This window comes from Brachyspira pulli (assembly GCF_036997785.1).
Classification (GTDB): domain Bacteria; phylum Spirochaetota; class Brachyspiria; order Brachyspirales; family Brachyspiraceae; genus Brachyspira; species Brachyspira pulli.
The window spans coordinates 14,408-38,164 of record NZ_JAWLQI010000008.1 but is presented as its reverse complement, the minus strand read 5'-3'; the positions used below and the strand labels follow the sequence as shown (position 1 = coordinate 38,164).

Annotated in this window: 18 protein-coding genes; 15 read left to right on the top strand and 3 right to left on the bottom strand. The window is 27.6% G+C overall.

Features of this window, described 5'->3' with window-relative positions:
* Positions 1–20: 20 nt before the first annotated feature.
* The 3 genes from R4K56_RS03320 to frr are packed head-to-tail and all read right to left on the bottom strand — an operon-like array spanning position 21 to position 2,201.
* Positions 21–926: a phosphatidate cytidylyltransferase gene (locus R4K56_RS03320; protein ID WP_335771810.1), complete on the bottom strand. Its 906-nt coding sequence runs from the start codon at positions 924–926 to the stop codon at positions 21–23.
* 7 nt (positions 927–933) lie between these two features.
* Positions 934–1,656 carry an isoprenyl transferase gene (locus R4K56_RS03315; RefSeq protein ID WP_335757072.1) on the bottom strand — a complete coding sequence of 241 codons (723 nt, stop codon included), beginning with the start codon at positions 1,654–1,656 and terminating at the stop codon, positions 934–936.
* A complete protein-coding gene (frr, locus tag R4K56_RS03310) occupies positions 1,653–2,201 on the bottom strand; it encodes a ribosome recycling factor (protein WP_297297181.1) in 549 nt (182 codons plus the stop codon). The genes R4K56_RS03315 and frr overlap by 4 nt, the downstream gene beginning before the upstream one ends.
* A gap of 190 nt (positions 2,202–2,391) precedes the next feature.
* Here frr and R4K56_RS03305 point away from each other — a divergent pair, with 190 nt between their 5' ends.
* The 15 genes from R4K56_RS03305 to R4K56_RS03235 all read left to right on the top strand — a co-directional run bounded on the left by R4K56_RS03305 (position 2,392) and on the right by R4K56_RS03235 (position 23,707).
* On the top strand, positions 2,392–4,374 hold the full coding sequence (locus R4K56_RS03305; RefSeq protein ID WP_335771811.1) for a tetratricopeptide repeat protein: 1,983 nt from the start codon (positions 2,392–2,394) through the stop codon (positions 4,372–4,374).
* A gap of 98 nt (positions 4,375–4,472) precedes the next feature.
* Positions 4,473–4,910 carry a 2-thiouracil desulfurase family protein gene (locus R4K56_RS03300; protein WP_335771812.1) on the top strand — a complete coding sequence of 146 codons (438 nt, stop codon included), beginning with the start codon at positions 4,473–4,475 and terminating at the stop codon, positions 4,908–4,910.
* A 38-nt stretch (positions 4,911–4,948) separates the two neighbouring features.
* Entirely contained in the window at positions 4,949–5,920 is a 972-nt protein-coding gene (locus tag R4K56_RS03295) for a type I phosphomannose isomerase catalytic subunit (protein WP_335771813.1), read from the top strand.
* A gap of 3 nt (positions 5,921–5,923) precedes the next feature.
* Positions 5,924–6,703 carry an ABC transporter ATP-binding protein gene (locus R4K56_RS03290; RefSeq protein ID WP_335757068.1) on the top strand — a complete coding sequence of 260 codons (780 nt, stop codon included), beginning with the start codon at positions 5,924–5,926 and terminating at the stop codon, positions 6,701–6,703.
* A 38-nt stretch (positions 6,704–6,741) separates the two neighbouring features.
* Positions 6,742–7,518, top strand: a complete 777-nt coding sequence (locus R4K56_RS03285) for an MlaD family protein (protein ID WP_335771814.1) — start codon at positions 6,742–6,744, stop codon at positions 7,516–7,518.
* A 27-nt stretch (positions 7,519–7,545) separates the two neighbouring features.
* Positions 7,546–8,466 carry an inositol monophosphatase family protein gene (locus tag R4K56_RS03280; protein WP_335771815.1) on the top strand — a complete coding sequence of 307 codons (921 nt, stop codon included), beginning with the start codon at positions 7,546–7,548 and terminating at the stop codon, positions 8,464–8,466.
* Between the two features lie 60 nt (positions 8,467–8,526).
* The gene (gene atpD, locus R4K56_RS03275) at positions 8,527–9,939 is read left to right on the top strand and encodes a F0F1 ATP synthase subunit beta (RefSeq protein WP_335771816.1); all 1,413 of its coding nucleotides are present in this window, start codon (positions 8,527–8,529) and stop codon (positions 9,937–9,939) included.
* Positions 9,940–10,012: 73 nt separating this feature from the next.
* Positions 10,013–12,847, top strand: a complete 2,835-nt coding sequence (locus R4K56_RS03270; RefSeq protein ID WP_335771817.1) for a methyl-accepting chemotaxis protein — start codon at positions 10,013–10,015, stop codon at positions 12,845–12,847.
* A 213-nt stretch (positions 12,848–13,060) separates the two neighbouring features.
* Complete coding sequence (locus R4K56_RS03265) at positions 13,061–15,910, top strand: methyl-accepting chemotaxis protein (protein WP_335771818.1); 2,850 nt, start codon at positions 13,061–13,063, stop codon at positions 15,908–15,910.
* A 15-nt stretch (positions 15,911–15,925) separates the two neighbouring features.
* A complete protein-coding gene (locus R4K56_RS03260) occupies positions 15,926–17,137 on the top strand; it encodes an OmpA family protein (protein WP_335757303.1) in 1,212 nt (403 codons plus the stop codon).
* A 236-nt stretch (positions 17,138–17,373) separates the two neighbouring features.
* A complete protein-coding gene (gene obgE / locus R4K56_RS03255; protein WP_335771819.1) occupies positions 17,374–19,416 on the top strand; it encodes a GTPase ObgE in 2,043 nt (680 codons plus the stop codon).
* A gap of 82 nt (positions 19,417–19,498) precedes the next feature.
* Positions 19,499–20,056: a flavodoxin domain-containing protein gene (locus R4K56_RS03250; RefSeq protein WP_335771820.1), complete on the top strand. Its 558-nt coding sequence runs from the start codon at positions 19,499–19,501 to the stop codon at positions 20,054–20,056.
* Positions 20,057–20,481: 425 nt separating this feature from the next.
* On the top strand, positions 20,482–22,113 hold the full coding sequence (locus tag R4K56_RS03245) for a phytoene desaturase family protein (RefSeq protein WP_335771821.1): 1,632 nt from the start codon (positions 20,482–20,484) through the stop codon (positions 22,111–22,113).
* 104 nt (positions 22,114–22,217) lie between these two features.
* Positions 22,218–22,718 carry a DUF2147 domain-containing protein gene (locus tag R4K56_RS03240; RefSeq protein ID WP_297299790.1) on the top strand — a complete coding sequence of 167 codons (501 nt, stop codon included), beginning with the start codon at positions 22,218–22,220 and terminating at the stop codon, positions 22,716–22,718.
* An 83-nt stretch (positions 22,719–22,801) separates the two neighbouring features.
* A complete protein-coding gene (locus tag R4K56_RS03235) occupies positions 22,802–23,707 on the top strand; it encodes a hypothetical protein (protein ID WP_335760508.1) in 906 nt (301 codons plus the stop codon).
* Positions 23,708–23,757 lie beyond the last annotated feature (50 nt).

The following is a 23,757-nucleotide window of genomic DNA, read 5'->3' as shown; positions in this document are numbered from 1 at the left end:
TATGATAAAGTTATTATATATTATTGCAGAAGAAGGAATATATAATATGATATAGGAGTTGTTAATATTACACTATCAAATATATCAAATACTCCGCCATGTCCTGGGAATAATTTACTTGAGTCTTTAGTGTCATACATTCTTTTTATAAGACTTTCTCCCATATCTCCAAGAAAACCTGTTATTGTAAATATTGAAGTTAATAACATCATTTGAGGCAATGTTAAATTTGGTATATTTTTTCCAAGTACTGGTGCTAAATATCCTTTAGCTGATAAATAATAAAATAAGAGACCTATTGGTATAGTAAATAAGAACATTCCTACCAATCCCTCATAACTTTTATTTGGAGAAGCACTGTTTGAAAGTTTATGTTTTCCTAATTTTCTTCCTACTACATATCCGCCTGTATCACTCATCCAAGCACATAATAATATAAATACTATATAATATTTTCCGCTAGGCATAAAACGCATAAGCGACATATGCCAAACGCCTAGTCCTACATATATAAAACAAAAAACGGCGGTTAATATAGCTCTGCCTCTTTCTTCAAAAGTTGATACATGTACTTTAAACATGTTGATAATAAATAGGGTAGCTATTAAAGCGAAAACCATTACTAATGATAAATCCATAGAAGGATTCTTTGTTTCTATTATTTTATAAAGGGCAGAAAAATCACCTTTAAATATATTAATACCGCAAATGGTAATTATATATCCTAAAACCATAGCTATCATAGTGGCAATAACTGTTCTTAAATTCTTTTGTCTATGTACTTTAGCCATATAGAATATTTCTAAAGCACTGAAAATTGATATGGATAATATAAGTAAATGAAATAAATAAATAACTTTATCATAAAGCAGTATAATAGTAAATAGCGGCAGAGTAAGCGCTACAGAGATTAGTCTTTTCTTCATACTATAACTACAGACCTCCATATCTTCTGTTTCTGTTTGAATATTCTTCTATAGCTTGCTTAAAATTATCTTTAGAAAAATCAGGCCATAATACATCTGTAAAATATAATTCACTGTATGATGCTTGATACATTAAAAAGTTGCTTAATCTTGCTTCACCTGAAGTTCTTATTATAAGATCAGGATCCGGCATTTCTTTTGTATATAGATAATCTTTGATTGTATTTTCATCAATATTTTCTATATCTATAGTATTATTTTTAGCATCATTACATATATTTTTTATGGCATTTTTTAATTCGTCTCTAAAACCATAATTTAAAGCCAATACTACTGTTAATATCGGATTTTTGCATTTTTCTAAAGTTTCTTTTTCTGTTTCTACTATAGTATTTATAGTATCTTTCGGAAAAGCAGATATATCTCCTATATGTTTTACTAGAATATTATTAGAAATAAGTCTTTTAATTTCTTTTTTATAGAATTCTTTTAATAACTGAAATAGGGCTTTTTTTTCTTCTTCCGGTCTTTTCCAATTTTCTGTAGAAAAAGCATATAATGTTAAATACTTTATATTAAGTTCACAGCATGCTTCTACTATGTTGATAACATTTTCGCTTCCAGCTCTGTGTCCGTAACTTCTGCTTTTATTATGAGCTTTGGCCCATCTTCCATTACCGTCCATGATTATTGCTACATGAACGGGTATTTGAGACTTTTCAGTAATCATATAGTATCTAGTTCTTTCTCTTTAGTAGTAATTAAATCGTCAATCTTCTTTATGTATGAATCAGTTTCATTTTGAATTTTTTTCTCTTGTGATTTTGATTCATCTTCTGTTATAACTTTATCTTTTAATTCTTTTTTTATTCTGTCGTTTTCATCTCTTCTTATATTACGTATAGCAATTTTAGCTTCTTCGCCTCTATGTCTAACACCTTTTTTTAATTCTTCTCTTCTATCTTTAGTTAATTCTGGTACTACTATTCTAATATTTCCGCCATCATTGAAAGGGTTAAAACCTAAATCTGCTTTTAATATTGCTTTTTCTATGTCGCTAACCAATCCTTTATCAAATGGCTGTATCATAATAGTTCTTGAATCTGGTGTTGAAACGTTTCCAACTTGTTTTAATGGCATATTGCTGCCATAAGCCTCTACTTTTACTCCGTCTAATATAGATGCATTTGCTCTTCCTGTTCTTATACCTTTTAAATCATTCTGTAAACTTGAAACAGCTTTTTCCATTCTATCTTTATATGATTCTTTTGACATAGATAAAAAACCTCTTTAATTTTTAATATATTTATTTCTATAGATTATAATTTAATATAATACTATTGTCAAGTTAATTCTTTATTTATAAATTTAAACAGTATTTGTTCAGTTTTATAATTGACAAAGGTTATAAAATATGTACACTCAATATCATTAATTTTTATATATGATAAATAGATGAGTATAAATGAAAGATATATTGAATATTTATAAAGAATTTGAAGATAAAATAAGTTTGTTTGATAAATTAAAGGATGGAAGATTACTATATCTAGGAAAGAAATATTTAATTAATTGTAATTATAAAAAAGCAATAGAAGTTTTTATTAAATTAAAAGATTTATATACTGATGAATCATTTTATATATTTATGCTTGGTTTTTCTTATTATAAAGATAATCAATATAAAGAATCTATAAAATATTTCTTGAAAGCTATAGATTTGGAGCCCAATAATGGTGTTTATTGGTATTGGCTAGGCTGTTCTTATCATATAAATTTTGAGTATGATAAATCAATAAATGCATTAAAAAAATCATGTGAATTACTTCCTGATGATATTGATAATTTGTACTGGCTTGGAAGTTCTTATGCAAAGAATGGTCAATATGATGATGCTTTATTATCTTTAGAAAAAGCAGAAGAATTGGATTTAAATAATGCAGGTATATATTATTGGCTTGGATATACTTTTTATAAAAAAAGTTTATATGATAAATCTATAGAATTATTTCAAAAGACTGTTTCATTAAATCCTTGTAATATGAATAATTGGTATTGGCTTGGAAATGCATATTATGAGAAACAGGAATATAAAGAAGCTATAAATGCATTTCAAAAAGCTATGGAGTTAAATCCAAATTATTTAGACAATATGTATTGGCTCGGACTTTCTTATTCTGGAAATAATGAATTTGATAAAGCAGCAGAAATATTAAAAAAATTATCAGAATTAGAATCAAATAATGTGTTTACTTGGTTTCATCTTGGACGCAATTATCATAAAAATAAAGATTATGAGCTTGCTATTAATGCATTGAAAAAATCTATAGAATTGGATTTCAATTATTATCAAAGCTGGATATGGCTAGGAAGCTCGTATAATGAAATAGGTAAATTTGAAGAAGCTTTAAATATTATAAAGAAAGCTATGAGTTTATTTCCTAATGAAATAGAAAGTTATTATTGGATAGGTGTTTATTATCATAATCTTAAGTATTATGATGAGGCAATAGATGCATTAAAAAAATATTTGGAATTCAATATAAATGATTTAAAATCACTATATTTTCTTGGTGTATCTTATAGTAAAAAGGAATGTTATGATGAAGCTATAGCTGTATTATTAAAACTTGTTGAATTAAATTCTGATGATAAGCTTGCTAGGCATTGGTTAGGAATTTCTTATTATAGTAAAAAACAATATGATAAAGCTGTAAATGCATTTGAAAAAACAATAGTATTAGATTCTGCTGATATGGAAAATTTGTACTGGCTTGGCTGTTCTTATTACAATAATAAAGATTATGATAAAGCTATAGAGGCATTTAAAAAAACTGCTGATTTAAAGTTTGATGATCATCTTGTTTGGAATTGGCTTGGTGCTTCTTATTATAATAATAAACAGTATGATGAAGCAATAGAAGCATTAAAAAAAGCGGTAGATTTAAATGATTGTTATTCTAATAGTTATTATTGGCTTGGTATTTCTTTTTATAACAATAAAAAATATAATGATGCTATTAATGCATTAAAAAAATGTATAAAATTAGATGCTAATAATGTTTCGGTATGGCATTGGTTAGGAGTTTCGTATAATGATAATGGAGAATATCAAAATGCTTTGGAAACATTGAAAAAAGCTTTAGAATTATTTCCTAATGATATTTCTATTTTATATTGTATTGGTATTGTTTATACTGATGATAGTGAATATCAGAAAGCTATTGATGTATTTTTAAAAATTAAAGAAGTATATCCTAAATATAAAGATGTATTAGAGCGTTTAGCAGATTTATATAAAAAAATTGGAAGCTATGATGAATCAAAAAAATACTATGAAATAATAAATCAAATTAAGGCAGGAATAGAATATTATAATCGTTTTTTGTCTGTTAAAGAATCAAAAAAAGTACATTTTAATAAAAATATTAAATTTATTAAGCATTAATGCAATTTATTTTTATAATAGATAAATTATTTTTTATATTCTATACAAATAAAATTATTTTAATATATAATGTTACAATTGAAAATAGAGTATGTTTTATGAATATATTAGTTAGTGCATGTTTGCTTGGTGTAAAATGCAGATATGATGGAAAGGATAATGAAGATTGTTATTTGCATAAACTCATATCTAAAGGATATAATATTATACCAATATGCCCTGAACAGTTAGGAGGGCTTACAACACCAAGAGAGCCTTCAGAAATTATTGATGGTAAAGTTATTAATAAATGCGGTGAAGATGTTACTAATGAATTTATAAAAGGATCTGAAGAAGCATTAAAATTAGCAAAAATATATAATGCTGAATATGCTATATTAAAAGAGAGAAGTCCTTCTTGCGGTTTTGGAGAAATATATGACGGAACTTTCAGTAAAAGGCTTATAAATGGCAATGGTATTTGTGCCGATTTGCTTTTTAATAATAAAATAAAAATTATAGGAGAAAGTAAGATAAAAGAATATTTTAAATTATAGTATATTGAATTATTTATTTTATCTTATATAATTAGACTATGTATTTACTAGAATTTAATGAGATATCAAAAGAAGTTATTTGGGGTGGAAACTCTTTATCCACAGTATATTCAAAACCATTTGATAAAGATAAAACTATAGGTGAAAGTTGGGAAATTTGTGATTTGCCTAATGATAATAATGTTGTATCTAATGGAGAGCTTAAAGGAAAAACTTTATCTTATTTAGTAAAAGAATATGGTTCTAAATTGTTAGGAACTAAATATAAAGAAGATTATTTCCCATTGCTTATAAAATTGATAGATGCAAAGGATAAATTATCAATACAAGTTCACCCAGATGAAGAATATGCTAATAAAAGACATAATAAGCATGGTAAAAATGAAATGTGGTATGTAATGGATACTTACGGCGATGCTGAGCTTCTTATAGGTCTTAAAGAAAATGTAACTAAGGAAGATTTAAAAAAGACTATAGATAATAAAGAAAATATAGAAGATATGTTCAATTACTTTGATATTAAAAAAGGCGATGCTTTTTATATACCAAGCGGTTGTATACATGCTATATTAGGAAATGTTATTATAGCTGAAATTCAAACTCCTAGCGATGTTACTTATAGGCTTTACGATTGGAATAGAGTTGATAAGAACGGAAAATCAAGAGAACTTCATATTGAAGATTCATTTAATGTTATAAAAAATATTAATGCTTTCAGCTTAAAATCTAGTAAAAATAATAAAATAAAAACTAATACACTAGAAATTAATACAGTCTTCACTAATGATTATTTTACAACAGAAGAATATATTATCAATGGAGATTATTCTTCAAAAACTAATGAAGAAAGTTTTGAAATAATAATTGTTTTAGAAGGTGACGGAACAATAGAATCTAGTGTTAATAGTGTAGATTTGAAGATAGGAAAAACTGTATTGGTACCTGCTAGCTTAGGGGATTATACAATAAAAAGTAGTAAAGGTATGAAATTTTTGAGGGTAACTATATAAAAAATGGATACAATTATAGAATTAAAAGATGTTTATAAAACATTTGGACCGCAAAAAGTACTTAATGGTGTCAATTTGAAGGTTAACAGAGGAGAAACCTTATCTGTTATAGGTAATTCAGGCTGCGGAAAAAGTGTACTTATAAAACATTTAATAGGGTTGCTTCAGCCGGATTCTGGAACTATAGTAGTAGATGGGCATGATATTAATAAAATATCTGATAATGAACTTACAGAAGTACGTAAGAAATTCGCTATGGTGTTTCAAGGAGCTGCTTTATTTGACTCATTAAATGTATATGAGAATGTCAGCTTTGGGCTTAGAAGAATAAAAAAAGATATGCCTGAAGATAGAATCAAAGTTAAAGTAGCTGAGGTTCTTGAAATGGTTGGTATGCCTAATATAGAACATAAAATGCCTTCAGAACTTTCCGGAGGTATGAAAAAACGTGTTGGTTTGGCAAGAGCTATTGCTATGGACCCAGAAATATTACTTTATGATGAACCTACAACAGGACTTGATCCAGTTATGTCTAGGGTTATAGATGATTTAATCGTAAAAATGCAGGAACTCCTTAATGTTACAAGTATCGTTATAACTCATGATATGACAAGTGTATTTAGAATGTCTGATAGAGTTGTTATGCTTTATAAAGGACAAATTATTGAGGGAGGAGATCCTGATCATTTACATGAAACGGAAAATCCTCATTTGAAATTCTTCTTCATGAGCAGTATTGCTAAAAAAGGCGAAGATATAGAAAGTATTAGACCAAAAGATTAAAGTTGTTTATATATAATTTTTAGGATAAGGAAACTATTATGAAAAATAAAGTTAAATTAGGTATATTCTTTATTATTACATTAATAATATTTGTAGGTGCTATAATATTATTAGGTAAAATAAAATTGAAAGGTGATGGTTACAGACTATATGTAGATTATGTTTTCATTGGTGACTTACAGGAAAACGGTAAAGTTTCATATAGAGGCGGCGGAATACAAATAGGTTTTATTGAAAAAATAGGTATTAACCCTGACGGAACAATAAGAGTAACATTATTTATAACAGATAAAACAGTTATAATACCGGAAGGAACAAAATTTTCAATACAAACAGTTGGTTTAGGATTGGGAGAAAAATATATAATGGTTTCACCTCCTTCAACTACTACTACAGGTATGGCTAGTATTCCAGCTGGAACGGTATTAAAAGGTGTTGAGCCGTTTAGTATAGAAACTACTTTGGGTTCTATTGGTGATATAGGAAAAGACCTTAATTTTGAGCAGTTTTCTTCAGTAATAACAAATTTGGCACAAACTATAGATATGATAGCTGATGTTATAGGAACAAATGAAGCAACAATTACAAAAGCTATTTCAAATGTTAATGACAGTTTATCTCATATTAACAATATAACTAGAGATTTATCTTATGTTATAAATGATATTGAAAGCGGAAAAGGTGCTATAGGTTCTGTAATGAAAGATCCAACTTTACAAACCAATTTAACAGAAATAGTAAATAATTTTAAGATATTTAGTGAAAAGTTGAAAGAAAATCCATCAATTTTACTGTTTAGAGAAACCAAAAAATAATATCTGCATTTTAATGGAGTATGATATATGATAGATGATATTGTAACATTATTTATGAAGTCTTTTTCTTCAAAAAAAGAAGAGGTTAAACAGCCTTTATCAGAAAAAGAAATGGAATATATGAATATACAAAAAGAAATAAAAGAGCTTCCTAAAGCAAAACTTGATAAATGTTTGAAGGCAGCAGAGCATATAGCTATAAAAGCTGGTAAATATTCATTAAAATATTTCGGATGCCCTAGAAAAGTGTCTAAAAAAGGAAAAACAGATTTATTTACAGAAGTTGATTTGGAAAATGAAAGAATAATTAGAGAATATTTGTTAAAATGTTATCCTAAATTTGGATTTTATGGTGAAGAATCAAGTGCTTCAGATAAATCAGATGAGAAAAGATTTACTTGGGTTGTTGATCCTATAGATGGTACAAGTAATTTTATACATGGTTATCCTTTTTATTGTATTTCTATAGGTCTTGCATATAAAGGTGTTCCTATACTTGGAGTTGTATATGCTCCTTTAACAGATACAGTTTATAAAGCACATATAAAATCAAAAGCATATAAGAATAAAAAAGTTATTAGAGTAAGCGATACAAATAAATTAATAGAATCTATGATAATAACTGGTTTTTATTACAATGCAAGCACAGATGATGACTTTTTGCATGACAGAATGGTAGATTTTGCCAATATGGTAAAAAGAACTTTAGCCTTAAGACGCGATGGTTCAGCAGCTCTTGATATTTGTATGGTTGCAGAGGGATTAGCAGATGGATTTTTTGAGTATGGGCTTTCTCCTTGGGACGTATGTGCAGGTACTGTAATATTAAAACGTGCTGGCGGTACAGTAAGCAATATAAATATGAAAGAATATGATATTTTCTCTAAAAAACAGTATATTGCAAGCAATAAAAAAATTCACAAAGAAATGATAAAGGTACTTGAATAAGTTTTTAATAGATATAAAATAAAAGCAATTAAATTTAATCAAGAATATAAGGAATATTTTATGGTGGAAGGAAAAAGAGGTAAAGTTGTTCAGGTTGTAGGTTCTACCCTAGATGCTGAGTTTGAAGAAGGACATCTTCCTGCTATATTAAATGCACTTTATATAGATAAAGAAATAGAAGGTGTTCAAAGACATATAATTTGTGAAGTTCAGCAGCATTTAGGCGGCGGCAGAGTTAGAGCCATAGCATTAGAATCTACTGACGGTATATCAAGAGGCGATGATATATTTGACAGCGGCAATCATATAATGGTGCCGGTTGGAACAGAAACTATAGGAAGAGTATTTAATGTATTAGGTCAGACAGTTGATAAAGGAGAACCTATAGAGGCAAAAGAGCATAGATCTATACATGCTGCTCCTCCTAAATTTGAAAATTTAGAGCCTAAATTGGAAATTTTTGAAACAGGTATAAAAGTAATAGATTTATTAGCACCATATATTAAAGGCGGTAAAACAGGATTATTTGGAGGTGCCGGAGTAGGTAAAACAGTTCTTATAATGGAACTTATACACAATATAGCAAGCGAACATGGCGGTTATTCTGTATTTGCCGGAGTAGGAGAGAGAACAAGAGAAGGTAATGACTTATGGTGTGAGATGAAAGAATCAGGAGTTATTAACAAAACTTGTCTTGTTTACGGACAGATGAATGAGCCTCCTGGAGCTAGATTAAGAGTAGCTTTAACAGCATTAACTATGGCAGAATATTTCAGAGATTCAGCTGGATTAGATGTACTTTTATTTATAGATAATATATTCAGATTTACTCAGGCAGGAAGTGAAGTATCAGCATTACTTGGACGTATGCCTTCAGCAGTAGGATATCAGCCTACATTGGCAACAGAAATGGGTGCTTTACAGGAAAGAATTACATCTACTAAAAACGGTTCTATTACTTCAATACAGGCCGTTTATGTACCTGCTGACGACCTTACAGACCCAGCTCCTGCTACAGCATTTACTCACCTTGATGCTACTACAGTATTATCAAGAGAAGTTAGTGAAAAAGGTATATATCCTGCAGTAGACCCTCTTGCTTCAACAAGCAGAATATTAGACCCTAATATTTTAGGTGGAGAACATTATGAGGTTGCAAGAAAAGTACAGCATATATTGCAAAGATATAAAGATTTACAGGATATTATTGCTATATTGGGTGCTGATGAGCTTTCTGAAGATGATAAATTAGTAGCATCACGTGCTAGAAAAATAGAACAATTCTTGAGTCAGCCTTTCTTTGTAGGAGAGCAGTTTACAGGACTTCAAGGAAGATATGTAAAATTAGAAGATACTATAAGAAGTTTTAAAGGTATTTGTAATGGTGATTATGATGATTTGCCAGATCAAGCTTTCAGATTTGTTGGTTCTATAGAAGAAGCTGTTTCTAAAGCTAAAACTATGACTAATTGATATATTACTGCTAAATAATTAAAAGTATTTACCGACGATTTAAAGAGTATATAATTTTTATAGGTTGTATGATATGAATTTTAAGGCGAACGAGGAAACACTAAAAAGAAGATTAAAATTTTATATGCCTGCCCTTTTTCTTGTGACAGGAATTGTTTCGGTAGCTACTTTTTCTATTTTATTAAGAACAGTTTATCAATTATCAAGTTCATTGGTAAGTTATTTATATTTATTTATCTTTGTTTTGGTAGTTGTTTTTTGTATAAGTATTTACTTTGATTGTGTTAAATTAGAGAAGGGAAAATCTTTTGCTATAGGTAAGGTATTCGTAGTAAAAGCAGGAATAGCCGTAGTTTTAGTTGCTGTTTTCTCATATAGTGTTCACATATATCTTGGCAGAATATCTGTATTTGAAATGCTTAATATACGTCTTATAATGGTTATATTTTTGATAAGTATAGCTATGTCTATTGCCTCTATGTTTTTTAACTTGTTGGTTGGACCATTGTATAAAAAAACAGGAAAAGTGGAGTATTATCTTCCTATAGCATATAATTTCCTGCCTATTTCTATGGCTACTGTAATATTTATTGTTACTCTTGTTAATGGTATGCATTACAGATCTGAAATAGTATATGACAGAGAATATGATATAAATGTTAAAAAAGGTTATGCAAATGACTTAGTTAATAATGTATCAGATTCTATTTCAAAATATGTTAAATTATCCCAAAATGTATCAGAGTATGTTACTTTTATTTCATCTCGTAATTATAATTTTAATGATTATTTAATTACTTTATCAAAATACCTAAATGTTATGTATGCTGATAATGATTATAATGTAGTATCATTGCAGCTATTTTTTAGTGATGTAGAAAATCTTAACATTAATACTAATGTCATTAATAAATTGTTATTAAATTGGAGATATGATATTAACAATGATATAACTGTTAATACTAATGCTAATCCTAGTGTTTCTGGAGATAATATTTATAAACTTGCAACAGAAACAAATAGTTTAATAAATATGGATATCAATTCCGATGCATTTTCAATTTATACTCCAATTTTGTTTAATAATAGGAATATAGGTTTTGTAAGTATAGATATTAAAAATTCAGTTTATATTGAAGCATTAAATAATTCTGTTATTAAAACTAATTTAAATGTTTTTATAGCAGATAGTTCATATTCTATAAAAGCCTCAAATAATCCTGATTTAATAGCTGGTATGCAAAGAGATTTGGATAATCTGGTTACAGGATCAGAAATAAAAGATCCATTAAATAATAACTATTTAAATAAAATAACTGATTTGAAAGTTATTAAAATTAAAGATTCCAATAGATATCTTATTAAATATTTCTTATTTAATAATTTATATGTTATAAATACTTGGAATCATAATGATGTTTATAGAAACCAATTATTTAGAAATACAATTATAAATTCATCTATAACGATATATTTAGGATTGTTATCATTTTTAATAGTAATATTCATTTTGATACTTTCTTTAAGAAAGACTTTAGTATTTGCTAGAGCTGTTTCAGAATCTTTGAGTGAAGGTGAAGGAGATTTAACTATAAGACTTCCAGTTGTTAGTAATAATGAATCTGGAGAATTGGTGCATTCATTCAATAAATTCTTAGATAAAGTAAGAAATATTATCGTTAGTGTAAAAAACAATGCTTATACTTTGACAGGAAACATTCAAAACATGAGAGCTTCTATTAGTATAAGTATGAGCGATTTTAGTACTATATATAAAGAGTTTGAAACAGAACTTGAAAATTCTAATAAAATTGCTGAATCTTCATCAAATGCAGCTAGAGTAAGTTTCATGCAAAGAACTAGATTTACAGCAGTTAATGAAACAGTTCAATTATTATTAGAAAATATAAATGATATCAATAATAAAATGAAATTGCAGTCAGAGTCTGTTTCTAAAACAAGCAGTTCAGTTCAGCAGATGATGGCAAATATTGTTACAGTAAGCCATGGTGCTACTAAAGCTAATGATTATGCTAAAATTCTTTATACAGAATCTCAAGATGGAAGTACGCTTGGTGAATCTGTAGTAAGTTCTATTCAAAATATTAAAGAGTATTCTAAACAGATAACAAATATTACTCAAGTTATACATAATATTGCTGAGCAAACTAACCTTTTGGCTATGAATGCCGCTATAGAAGCTGCACATGCCGGAGAACATGGACGCGGATTTACAGTAGTTGCTGATAAGATTAGAAAATTGGCAGAGGATACTGGTGAGAACTCAAAAATCATTAATGAAATTATTGAAGAAACAACTCAAGCTATAGATCATACAGTAGCTTTAGCATTTAGAAGTTCAGAATCTATGGGTAAAATTTTGGAAGGTTCTAATAATCTTGCTGATTTGATAGCTACAATATCAAATGCCAATGATGAACTTGATATAGGAAGAAGAGAAATATTAATGAACATTAATAACTTGAATAATATTACAGAAGATGTTCAGGAACTTTCTCTTAAACAAATGCAGATGAGTTCAGCAGTTAGTCAAAATATTTCAAGTGTTGATAAATTAGCAGAAGATGTAGTTAATGTAGTTAATGCTACAGAAAGCGAAATGAAGGCTCTTGTTACTTCTATAGAAAATGTTTCTAATTTATCCACAACCAGCAGCAATAATATGGAAATTATGGATAAGAGAATAAAAGAGTTGCAATATATATTCTTACAATTATATAAATTGGTTATTTCTTTCAAAACAGAAAAAACAGAGGAAGATATTGATAGAGAAAGAGTAAGAAACAGAGCAGATAAAGCTAAATTAAAATTAGAAAGAAAAGAAGAAAAAAGAAGATCGAAAGAAGAAAAAAAGAAGATTAAAAGAATTAAAAAAAGAAAGCAATAAAAAAAGAAGTAAAAATATTTAGTAATTTGAATTATTATTAAAAATAATTCATAATTTTTATTGTAGTTTATAAGCTTATATAGCTGAATATTAATGGTATTTAATAATTATATGAAAAATAGCATATTTTATTGATATTCTATTTTTCTAAATATTGAGATTATTATACCGAAAATTAAATTAATAACCAAAATATTTAATAGGTTGTATTATATGATTTTTCAAGTAAATGAAGATAAATTAAAAAGAAAGTTAAAATTTTATATACCAATAGGTTTTCTTATTGTAGCTTCTGTTTCTGTTGGTTCTTATTCAATTTTACTTAAAACAATTTATAGACAAACAAGTTCATTAAGAGGTTATGTATATATATTTATACTTTTTTTAGCTTTATTTACTGCATTGAGTCTGTTTTTTGATGGCTTAAAAGTAGAAAAAGGAAAATCAATACCATTAGGCAGAATATATGTAATTAAATCTGGTATTGCTGTAGTTTTAGTTGCTATTTTATCATATACAATTTATATATTAGATGGAAGTGTTACTTTATTTGAAATAATTAATATACGTCTTATAATGGTAATATTTTTGATTACCATTGCCATGACTGTTGCATCTATATTCTTTAATATTTTAGTTAAGCCTTTATATAAAAGTAGCGGAAGAAAAGAATATTATTTACCTATGGTATACAGTTTTTTACCTGTTTCTATGGCTACTATGATATTTATTGTTACATTAATTAATGGTATGCACTATAGATCTGAAATAATTTACGATAGAGAATATAGTGTTATATCAAGAAAAGGTTATGCTAATGATTTTATAAATAATTTCTATAATGGTGTTGGTAGATATGCTAATATTACAGAAAGTGTATCAACTTATATGAATATATTAAATGGAAGTACTCATACATTAAATGATTATATTGAGAATATATCATTATATTTAAGTACAAGATATGCTAATGACCACAATATTTCTACATTATCAATATTTATTAATGATTTAGATACTGTTAATATAGCTCTTAATAAAACAGATATGAATAATTTGCTTTTAAATTGGAGATATGATATTAACAATTTAGTTACAATAAATACTAATTTCAGACCTAATATTTCTGGAAATAACCTTACAAGATTATCTCAAGATACTAATTTTTTAATAGATATTCCACAAAATGCTGAAACATTTTTTATATATAATCCTATAATTATAAGCGGTAAAAATATTGGTTTTGTTACTTTAGAAGTTAGAAGTTCAGTATATCAAGATATAATAAATGATGCAACTCTTAAAAATGTTTTAGATATTTTCTTAGTAGATGATTTATATTCTATAAAAGCTTCAAATAATCCAGCATTATTGGCGGATACTCAAAAGAATTTAGACGAAGCTGAATTTGCTAAAGAAATAAAAGATGTAAGAAATAATAGTTATAGAAATAATATTAGCGATGTAAAGGTTCTTTATTTAAAAGATTCAAATAGATTTGTTATAAAATACTCCATATTTAATTTGTATATGCTTAATGTATGGGAACATGTGAATGCTTATGATAATAAATTGTTTAGAGAAACTATTATTAAGTCTTCTATAACAATATATTTAGGTTTGGCAGCATTCCTATTTGTAATTCTTCTTTTGATTCTTTCTTTAAGAAAGACTTTAGTATTTGCTAAAAACGTTTCAGAATCTTTGAGTGAAGGTGCAGGAGATTTAACTATAAGACTTCCGGTTATTAGTAATAATGAATCTGGAGAATTGGTGCATTCATTCAATAAATTCTTGGACAAAATAAAGAATATTATTGTTAGCGTAAAAAACAATGCTTATACTTTGACAGGAAACATTCAAAACATGAGAGCTTCTATTAGTATAAGTATAAGTGATTTTAGTACTATATATAAAGAGTTTGAAACAGAACTTGAAAATTCTAGTAAAATTGCTGAATCTTCTGCAAATGCTGCAAGGGTAAGTTTCATGCAAAGAACTAGATTTACAGCAGTTAATGAAACAGTTCAATTATTATTAGAAAATATTAATGAAATTAATGATAAAATGAAATCACAGTCAGAAGCTGTTTCTAAAACAAGTAGTTCAGTTCAGCAGATGATGGCAAATATTGTTACAGTAAGCCAGGGAGCTGCTAAAGCTAATGATTATGCTAAGATACTTTATACAGAGGCACAAGACGGAAGCAATATAGGTGAGTCTGTTGTAGATTCTATTCAAAGTATTAAAGAATATTCTAAACAGATAACAAATATTACACAAGTTATACATAGTATTGCTGAGCAGACTAACCTTTTAGCAATGAACGCTGCTATAGAAGCTGCACATGCCGGAGAACATGGACGCGGATTTACAGTAGTTGCTGATAAGATTAGAAAATTGGCAGAGGATACTGGTGAGAACTCAAAAATCATTAATGAAATTATTAATGAAACAACTCAAGCTATAGATCATACAGTTTCTTTAGCATTTAGAAGTTCAGAATCTATGGAAAAGATTTTGGAAGGTTCTAGCACTCTTGCTGATTTGATAGCTACAATATCTGGTGCTAATGATGAGCTTGATGTAGGAAGAAGAGAAATATTAATGAATATCACTAACTTGAATAATATTACAGAAGATGTTCAGGAACTTTCTCTTAAACAAATGCAGATGAGTTCAGCAGTTAGACAGAATATTTCAAGTGTTGATAAATTGGCAGAAGATGTAGTTAATGTAGTTAATGCTACAGAAAGTGAGATGAAAGACCTTGTTACTTCTATACAAAATGTTTCTAATTTATCCGCAACAAGCAGTAATAACATGCAGACAATGGATAAAAGAATAAAAGAGTTGCAATATATATTCTTACAATTATATAAATTGGTTATTTCTTTCAAAACAGAAAAAACAGAAGAAGATATTGCTAAAGAAAAGGCTAAAATAACTGTTGTAGATAAAGCTAAATTGAGATTAGAAAGAAAAGCCGAAAAACAAAGAATGAAAGATGAGAAAAAGAGATTAAAAGAGTTAAGAAGAGAGAGTAATAGAGAAAAAAAATAATATTTTGATTTTATTATGAAAAGAGTTACTATTTTTATTTTATTATTTCAGCTATTACTATTTAGTATAGTACATTCGGAGATATCTCATAAATTCTATTGGAATTTAGAGCAGGGAAAAAGAATAGAATCTGTAAAAACTGCAGATGTTGAATATTATGAAAATGGCATATTAACAAGCACATATAAAGAGAGAAATATTGTTGATTTAACCGTTATTGCTATTGCTCCGAAAGGCGGATATAGAGTAAGCGGAGTATTCAAAATATTTAGAATGATGAAAGGCGAAAAAGTTTTCCATCTTGATGAAGAATATGCAAGCGATTTTATTATCCATACAAATGGAAAATTTGAAGTTCCTTATAATTATTTTATGCCTAATGTAAGACATGTACCTACATTCCCAGATAATGAAGTAAAACTTACTGAATCTTGGAATAGAGAGTCTATAGAAATAGTTAAAGTAAATAATGCTCCTAATTTAACAATGGCTTTGTCTTCTGATTATTTATTTGCTAATGTTGAAACTAATGATGATGGAAGCAGAAATGCTGTTATACAATATCATATTATGACAGATAAAGATTTACTTCAGGCTGGACTTTCAAGAAAAGGATATCCTGAAAGAATTTATGGTTTTAATTATGGTACTTTTTTATGGGATATGGAGAAAAATATTCCAGTATCTCAGCAGGAAAGATATCAAATATTATTTGGTTACGGCAGAGAATTATCTTATGCTAGTTTACAATATAAGATGAATATTATAAGTACATATAAAATATATGATGCTATTACAAGAGAAGAAGAAGAATACAATAGAAAAAAATTAGAAGATAATCTTTATAATGATGACAGTGTTACTGTAGACACAGTTCCGGAAGGTTTAGTTGTAAGACTTGGTGAAATACTTTTTGATACTGATTCATATACTTTAAAACCAGAGGCTAAAAATACAATAGATAATATTGTCAAAGCTATAAAAGAAACTTATCCAGACAGAGAAATTATAGTAGAAGGTCATACTGATAATACAGGAAGAAAAGAATACAATCAGGAATTATCTGAAAAAAGAGCAAAATCGGTTGCTGATTATATGCTTCCCAATTTAGAGCATGATAAATTATCTTATAAAGGATTAGCTGACGAAGAACCTATAGCTTCAAATGAAACTCCAGATGGCAGAAGCAAAAACAGAAGAGTTGATATTATAATCAAATTAAGATAATGCATTTATATTTAATCAAATATATGTATAAACAGTTTTGTGATATAGATTGTTTGTAATAGTCTTGCAATATTAAAAAAATCATTTAAATATATAATATTTATTTAATAATAATTTATAAAAGATATAATGATTAATTATTGAAAAATAATAGCATTGATAAAATATATTTTTGTAATATAATAAATGTCTGAAAATAAATAATTTAAATATACAAATAATAAGGTAATGACAATATGGAACAATTTATAGATGTAGTAAGTTTTGAAATAGAAGCAGGACATGGAGGAGCTGGAAGCGTAAGTTTCAGAAGAGAAGCACATGTACCTATGGGCGGTCCTGACGGCGGTAACGGAGGAGACGGCGGAGATGTTATTGTTACTGTTGATGCAAGAATAAACAGTTTTGGAAAAATAAAAAGCAGAAAAAGATTCAGAGCAAGAGACGGAGAACCTGGCAGAGCAAGACTTAGTGACGGAAAAAAAGGTGATGATATTGTTATAAGAGTTCCTATTGGTACAGTTGTTTATGATGAGGATACAGGCAATATTCTAGCTGATTTACTTGAAGACGGACAAAGTTTTACAGTTGCAAGAGGCGGAAAAGGCGGAAAGGGAAATAAATTCTATGCTACAGCTACTAATCAAGCACCAGACTATGCACAGCATGGCTTAGACGGTGAAAAATTAAATATAAGACTTGAAGTAAAACTTATAGCGGATATTGGACTTGTTGGAATGCCTAATGCCGGTAAATCAAGTTTGCTTGCAAGACTTACAAGAGCCAATCCAAAAATTGCCTCATATCCATTTACTACACTTACTCCAAATTTGGGTGTTTGTTATTTAGATTATGAAAGAAGTTTTGTTATTGCCGATATACCGGGAATTATAGAAGGAGCAAGCGAAGGTGCAGGACTTGGTCTTACTTTTTTAAGACATATTGAAAGAACTGGAGCATTATGCTTTGTTATAGATTTAACTGATGAAGATGTTGTCGATACTTATAAAAAACTTAGAAATGAATTAAAGCAGTATAGTAAAGAGTTAATAAAGAAAAAATCTATAATAGTATTAAATAAAACTGATATGCTTGAAAAAGATGAGATAAAAGAAAAAGTAAAAGCTATAGAAAAGGCTGTAAAAAAAGAATATAAAAATAATAAAGAAACACATTACGAAGAACCTGAAATATTTGCTTTATCAGTATTTAGTTTAGATGGTGAATTATTAGATGATGTAATAAATGCATTCTATAAAGCAAATGAAGAAAGATATGACAATACTAAAAAAGAAACTAGAGAGCCTCTTTTACTTAATCAAAATAAAAATAAATCAAAATTAAAAACTAAAAGAGTATTCGGGCCAGTAGTATCAAAAAGACTTGGCAATTCTTTGGGAATAGATGTTATACCTCATAAGACTTGCAGTTATAATTGTATATATTGTCAATTGGGTTCTGAAGAAAATACAAAAACTAATCTTGCAAGTTATTATTCAGTTGATGAAATAATATATGAATTAAAAGAAGCTTTGCTTAATAATAAAAATATTGATTATATAACTTTTGCTGGTTCCGGTGAGCCTACTTTATATAAGGATTTAAAAAAGTTAATTTATGAAATCAAACAAATAACAGATATTCCAGTATGTATTATTACCAATGGTTCACTTTTATATAAACAAGAAATGCGTTCTGATTTGCTTATGGCAGATTTGGTTATACCTTCACTTGATGCTGGAAATATTGATACTTTTAAATTAATAGATCAGCCTAATAAAGAAATAGATTTTGATAAAATGGTTAATGGCCTCATAGAGTTTAGGAGAGTTTTTAAAGGTGAGTATTGGCTTGAGGTATTTTTACTTAAAGGAAACAACGACAGTAAAGAAGAACTTGATGATATAATAAAAATAGTAAATAAGATAAAACCTGATAAAGTACAGCTTGTTACAGCCACTAGAAGAACAGCTAATGAAAAGGCTAAGGCATTGAGCGATGAAGAAATGGAAAATGCTAAAAAATATTTTAATGCTCATTGTGATATTGAAATAGATGTTCCTAGTGTATCAGATAAAGCTAAAGGAAATACTAAAAAAATAACTGAAGAAGATATAGTAAATTTTTTAATAAGACAGCCTGATACAGTTCATATGATTGCTATTAGTTTCAATGAAGATGAGAGCAGGGTTAATGAATTATTAAAAAATTTAGTTGAAAGCGGAAAGGTTAGGGAAGAAATAGTTAATGGCGTATTATCTTATGCTGTTAATATTTAATTTGTAAAAATACTTTTTGACAAAATTATTTATTTTTATTATAATTGCTTATTATATAATTAAATTTTTATAGGATTATTTTATGTCAAATAAAATTGCAGTACTTTATAAAAGTAAATATGGAACTACAAGAACTTATGCTAAATGGATAGCAGATAAACTTCATGGGGATCTATATGGTATTGACAATGTAACTTTTCAAAATTTAGATACTTATGATTTTATAGTTTTTGCTGGTGCTTTGTATGCAGGTAAACTTTCATCAGCTAAAGGCATAAAAAAATTCTATAAGAAATTAAAGGGAAGAAAAAATTTATATTGTGTTATAGTAGGTCTTGGAGATCCTTCAGATAAAGAATTATATAATGGTTATGTTAATAAAAATTTCAATTCCGATGAAAAAGAAAATATGAAATTTTATTTTCTAAGAGGATGCATAGATTTTGATAAATTGAAACTTCATCATTCTTTGATGATGCTTATGCTAAAAAGAATAATATCTGCTAAAACAGTAAAAACAGAAGATGAAAAAGCATTATTAGAAAATTATGGTAAAAAAATAGATTTTACTAATAAAACTTCTGTTGAAGAAATAGTTTTGGATATAAAAAATAAAAATAAAGAACTTCAAAATAAATAATATTTTTATTTAAATGTAATTATATTATTTTTTAATCAAATATTTTAAATAATTATTCCTCATATAATAAATATTAATCTGAAATAAATAATTAACTTCTTTTTTCAAATAACTAATACTTTATATTAATTGATTATTTTATTAAAATCATATCCTATATTAGAGTTTTGAACATATATTATTATTGTTCAATGTAATTATAATGTAAAAATAGTTATAGAAAATTAAATATTAATATAATTTTACAATACATTTAATACAAATTTCTATAAAATTGTAAATTTTTTTAAAAAAACGAGTTATATATACGTATTTTTTATAAAAAACGCTTGTATTTATCCTCGTATTTGTTATATTATATATATAAGCGAAAATAAATAAAAACGCTTATGAAATATAAACGATTTATTAAAGGGGATATAAATATGACTAATAATAATAAATATGATATAGTAATAATAGGTTCAGGATTAGGCGGATTAACTTCAGGAGCTTATTTAGCAAAAAAAGGAAAAAAAGTATTGGTTTTAGAAAGCCATAATATAGTTGGCGGGTGTGCTACAGTATATAAAAGAAAAAATGTTAAATTTGAAGTAGGTCTTCATGAAATGGATATGGCTAAAAAAAGCAGGGACGGAAAACATGCTATATTCAAACAATTAGGTATTTATGACAGAGTTGATTTTGTTAAATTGCCTCAAACTTGGAGAATAAAAACAGAATCTACAGATTTAGTTATACCAGAAGGTTATGAGAATGTTATGAATACATTAGAAAAAGAATTCCCAGAGGAAAAAGGCGGTATAAAAAAGTATTTCGACGGACTTTCAAGAATAATGTATATGATAAGAAGACTTCCTTATGATTTGAAGTTTTTTGATTTCTTTTTCTATCCTATAACAACATTCCCAATGAATTTATATCATTTATTTACACAAAAGAAACTTGGAAATGTTTTGGATTCAATAATAAAAAGTGATAAGTTAAAAAGAATATTAAATATCAATATAACTTACTATCATGATAATCCTTATGAATTTACTTGGTATTACCATGCTTGTGCTCAAGGCGGATACTATAACCAAGCTTGTTTTATCAAAGGAGGAAGCCAAAAATTATCCGATGCTTTAGCTGATATAATAAGAGAAAACGGAGGAGAGGTTAGAGTTTCTTCAGAAGTTAAAAAAATAAATGTAAAAGGAAATATTGCTGAAGGCGTAACTTATTTTGATAAAAAGACAAAACAAGAAGTTACAGTAAATGCTGATTATGTAATAGCTAATGCTGCACCTAAGGTTGTTTATGATGAACTTCTTCCAAAAGGATATGAAGATAAGAGAATAAATAAACTTAAAAACTCAGTTTCTTTATATACAGTTTATATAATATTTAAGAAGAAATTTAAAGAACTTTATCCTAACAATGCATACTCTACTTTTATAAGTACAGAAAAAATGTTGAACACTCCATTTAAAGAAGATGCTAAGGGACAAAGAAGAATACCAGTAGAAGATAGAAACTTTGTATTTGTTGATTATTCTACAATAGACAGCGGACTTGTAGAAGAAGGTGATGAACGTTCATTTGCGGTATTGACAGGTCCTTCTTATTTAGATGAATGGAAAGATTTAAGCGATGAAGAATATAAAGCTAAGAAAAAAGAATTAGCAGAAAAATTGATAGACAGAGCAGAACAGCATTATCCAGGATTCAGAGATAATATTGAGTATTATGAAGTTGCTACACCAAAAACAATAAAGAGATATATTAAAACTCCAGAAGGAACAGCTTATGGATTTGTTCAAGATGGTTATTTGAAAAAGAGCCGTTCTGTAAGAGTATCTCCTACAGTTAAGAATTTACATTTTGCTAGTGCTTGGGGATTCCCTGGCGGCGGATTTACAGGAGCTATAATGAGCGGATATTTGGCAGCAAGAAATATATTGTTCCCTATAAAACCTTATATAGCGTTAAGAATACTTCTTTGTGCTGCTTTTGGAACTGCTGTAGGTACTATACATCATTGGCTTCCTGCTTTAATGAACTTGTTTAAGTAATAAAGTAATAAATAAAGTTTCACAGTCTTATTTATGTTAATGATGATAAGACTGTGAAAAATAAAAGTAAAAATAAATGATAATAATAAAAAGGAGAAATATAAATGAGAAATAAAATTATAACAATACTAATTCTTACAATGATATCAAGTATAATGGCTTTTGGACAAAATGCTGATGATATAGTCGGTTTATGGTACAGTCAGGCAGATGCTAAAAACAGAGTTTCTGTAGTTCAAATATATAAAGAAAATAATAAATACTATGCTTATTCATTTGCCTATCAGAATTCTACTGATATCGTAAATGATGTTAATAATCCTAAAGCAGAATTAAGAAACTTGCCTTTAAAAGGACTTGTATATTTATATGATTTAGAGTTTTCAAAAGGTGAGTGGAAAGGCGGTAAAATATATAATCCGGAACAAGGAAAAACATATAATGCTAAAGCTAGTCTTTCAGATAATAAACAAGAGTTAAAAATAAAAGCTACTATAGATGGTGCAGGACTTTTTGGTAAAACTCTTACTTGGAAAAAAGTGCCTAGTAATGAAGTTTCTAAATATACACCATTAAATAAAAGCGAATTAAGAAAACTTAATTAAATTAATATAATCAAATAATCAGTGTATAGTAATTACTGTACACTGACAAATAATATAAACAAAATAAAAAATATGAAATAATTATGAAAAAAATATTAGTAATGATGCTTATTATAATGATAAATATTCCGTTATTAGCACAGGAAAACGAAAAACCTAAAAGAGATTTAACTGATAAGTCTGATGAGGGTTGGTATTTTTCAAATCACTTTATGGGAAGATGGAATCATTTCGGAGCTTTATATCAGGGGCAATTATTTTATAAAAAGGCTTTATTTAGAGAAATGAACAATTTCTTCTTTGCTGATTCTTATGTACTTGCTGGAATAGAACAGGAATTCAGCAGTTTTTCAAGAACATCAGCTTATGTGGAATTTCAGCCTTTAATAGCATTGAAGTTTTTATTTAAGTTTACTTATGAAGCAGGACTTGCTGATCCTGGAAAACCTGTGTTAGTTGATAGTGATACAAAAGAATTTAATCATGCACTTCCTCCATTTACAGGGCTTAACCCTAAAACTAGAAAACCTCAGTATGTAGGCGGTAATACAATATATGTTCAGTTTGCTCCTACACTTACAATGGGAGGACCTGCTGGCCCTGGTTTGATAGCTCTTATATATACACCTTATATAAATTATGTTAGAGCTTTTGGTGTAGACAAAAATGAATATGTTTATTTAGCTAGAGAATCTATAGTTGTAAAAGCTGAGGACTTATATTTCAATCATGATATAAAATTGGGTTATAGTATGAAGGAATGGGGTATGGCTTTTGCTATCAATACAACAATAGAACATATGCTTTCAAGCAAAGAGTTATATAGAGTTGGTTTATTTGCTGCTTATTCTTATAAAAAGGCGTTAAAAAGTGTACCTAGTCTTTCTCCTTTTGTTAGTACTAAAATAGGTACTTGGCTTATTGAAAAGCATGTACAATATAAGTTTGCTATACAGTTGGATGCTGGTATAGAATGGAAATTCAAGTAATATTTTATCCCCAATACATATATTAGTTAATAGAAGCAAAGATTATTATA